The 2,254-nt window shown below is 50.3% G+C and carries 2 tRNA genes and 3 rRNA genes; all 5 read left to right on the top strand.

The features are described from left to right. Positions 1-650, top strand: a 16S ribosomal RNA gene (locus QGT46_RS16745); the annotation flags it as partial. Positions 651-732: 82 nt separating this feature from the next. Continuing rightward, positions 733-850: ribosomal RNA gene (rrf, locus tag QGT46_RS16740) — 5S ribosomal RNA — on the top strand. 100 nt (positions 851-950) lie between these two features. After that, positions 951-1,023: transfer RNA gene (locus tag QGT46_RS16735), tRNA-Ala, on the top strand. 62 nt (positions 1,024-1,085) lie between these two features. Then, a tRNA-Ile gene (locus QGT46_RS16730) sits at positions 1,086-1,159 on the top strand. Between the two features lie 239 nt (positions 1,160-1,398). Further along, positions 1,399-2,254 (top strand): 23S ribosomal RNA (locus QGT46_RS16725); the annotation flags it as partial.

Here is a 2,254-nt window from a genome sequence, read left to right as displayed (position 1 = left end):
GTTCGCAAGAATGAAACTCAAAGGAATTGACGGGGACCCGCACAAGCGGTGGAGCATGTGGTTTAATTCGAAGCAACGCGAAGAACCTTACCTGGTCTTGACATCTAACTGACCGGTTCGTAATGGGACCTTTCCTTCGGGACAGTTAAGACAGGTGGTGCATGGTTGTCGTCAGCTCGTGTCGTGAGATGTTGGGTTAAGTCCTGCAACGAGCGCAACCCCTATCTTTAGTAGCCAGCATTTCGGATGGGCACTCTAGAGAGACTGCCAGGGATAACCTGGAGGAAGGTGGGGACGACGTCAAATCATCATGCCCCTTATGGCCAGGGCTACACACGTGCTACAATGGCGTAAACAAAGGGAAGCGAAGTCGTGAGGCGAAGCAAATCCCAGAAATAACGTCTCAGTTCGGATTGTAGTCTGCAACTCGACTACATGAAGCTGGAATCGCTAGTAATCGTGAATCAGAATGTCACGGTGAATACGTTCCCGGGTCTTGTACACACCGCCCGTCACACCATGGGAGTCAGTAACGCCCGAAGTCAGTGACCCAACCTTATAGGAGGGAGCTGCCGAAGGTGGGACCGATAACTGGGGTGAAGTCGTAACAAGGTAGCCGTATCGGAAGGTGCGGCTGGATCACCTCCTTTCTAAGGAAGAAGAAGTAGAGGTTGTCTTATTGTTCAGTTGTCAAGGAGAACTGTGCAGTTCGGAAAAGAACAACAGAATACTTCCGGTGGCGATGCGTTTTGGGGACACACCCGTACCCATCCCGAACACGATGGTTAAGACCAAAACGGCCGATGATACTTGGTTGGAGACGACCTGGGAAAGCAGGTGGCTGCCGGATATTTTTTACTTAACGAATCGAAGATGAGTTTAGTAAAAAAATCGTTCGCGATACTCAGCGAAAGCAACGCTTGAGCGCTAGTAGAGTCGAACAAACCCGAGGGGGATTAGCTCAGTTGGGAGAGCGCCTGCCTTGCAAGCAGGAGGTCACGAGTTCGAATCTCGTATTCTCCACGCAGACAATGAAGATTGTCTACAATTAAATGGTGGGCCGGAAGGAACGGCCATATCCAAATGGGCTTGTAGCTCAGGTGGTTAGAGCGCACGCCTGATAAGCGTGAGGTCGGTGGTTCGAGTCCACTCAAGCCCAGCAGCGTAACAGAATTGTTGGTGGTAACGCGTGAATCTTAAGAAGCTGCACTTCTTCGATCGCGGCAGAGCCTTCATAGAAAAACAATACTTGCTACGCGGATGTACCTTGAAAACTTCATACAGAACACAAAAAGTTATTTTTTATAAGAAATGACAAGACATCAAACAAAACGAATTACCCGTTGTCATCACGCTAGATGACAATGAGGATGATAGAACAACTATCGTCCGTTCTATGGTTAAAGTAGAAAGAGCGTAGGGTGGATGCCTTGGCACTAAGAGCCGATGAAAGACGTGATAAGCTGCGATAAGCTGCGGGGAGGAGCAAATATCCTTTGATCCGCAGATCTCTGAATGGGGAAACCCGGCGGAGTATCCCTCCGTCAGCGTATGGTGAATCCATAGCCATACGTGGGGAACCCGGGGAACTGAAACATCTAAGTACCCGGAGGAAGAGAAAGAAATCTCGATTTCCAAAGTAGCGGCGAGCGAAATGGAAAGAGCCCAAACCAGAATGCGTGCATTCTGGGGTTCGGACTGCAACATGGGATTATGTATGACAGGAGAACGGCCTGGGAAGGCCGGCCAGAGAGGGTGAAAGCCCCGTATCCGAAGTCAGAAGTACCCTAGCAGGATCCAGAGTACCACGAGACACGAGAAACCTTGTGGGAATGAGCGGGGACCACCCCGTAAGGCTAAATACTCCTTAGTGACCGATAGCGCATAGTACTGTGAAGGAAAGGTGAAAAGGACCCCGGGAGGGGAGTGAAAGAGAACCTGAAACCCTATGTTTACAAGCTGTGGAACCCCTTTAGATGGGGAACTGCGTACTTTTTGTAGAACGGTCCGGCGAGTTGCCCGTACTGGCAAGGTTAAGGACTTAAGGTCTGGAGCCGAAGTGAAAGCAAGCGTTAAGAGCGCGGTAGATGATCACCTTTGTGTGGTCATAACAGTCAGTGAGGGCAGACCCGAAACCGGGTGACCTATCCATGTCCAGGTTGAAGCTTCCGTAAGAGGAAGTGGAGGACCGAACCCACATCCGTTGAAAAGGGTGGGGATGAGGTGTGGATAGCGGAGAAATTCCAATCGAACC

The organism is Anaerostipes faecis, from assembly GCF_910574135.1.
In the GTDB taxonomy this organism is placed as follows: Bacteria; Bacillota; Clostridia; order Lachnospirales; family Lachnospiraceae; genus Anaerostipes; species Anaerostipes hominis.
The sequence above is the reverse complement of the archived record's forward strand: the minus strand, read 5'-3'. Positions and strand labels throughout refer to the sequence as shown.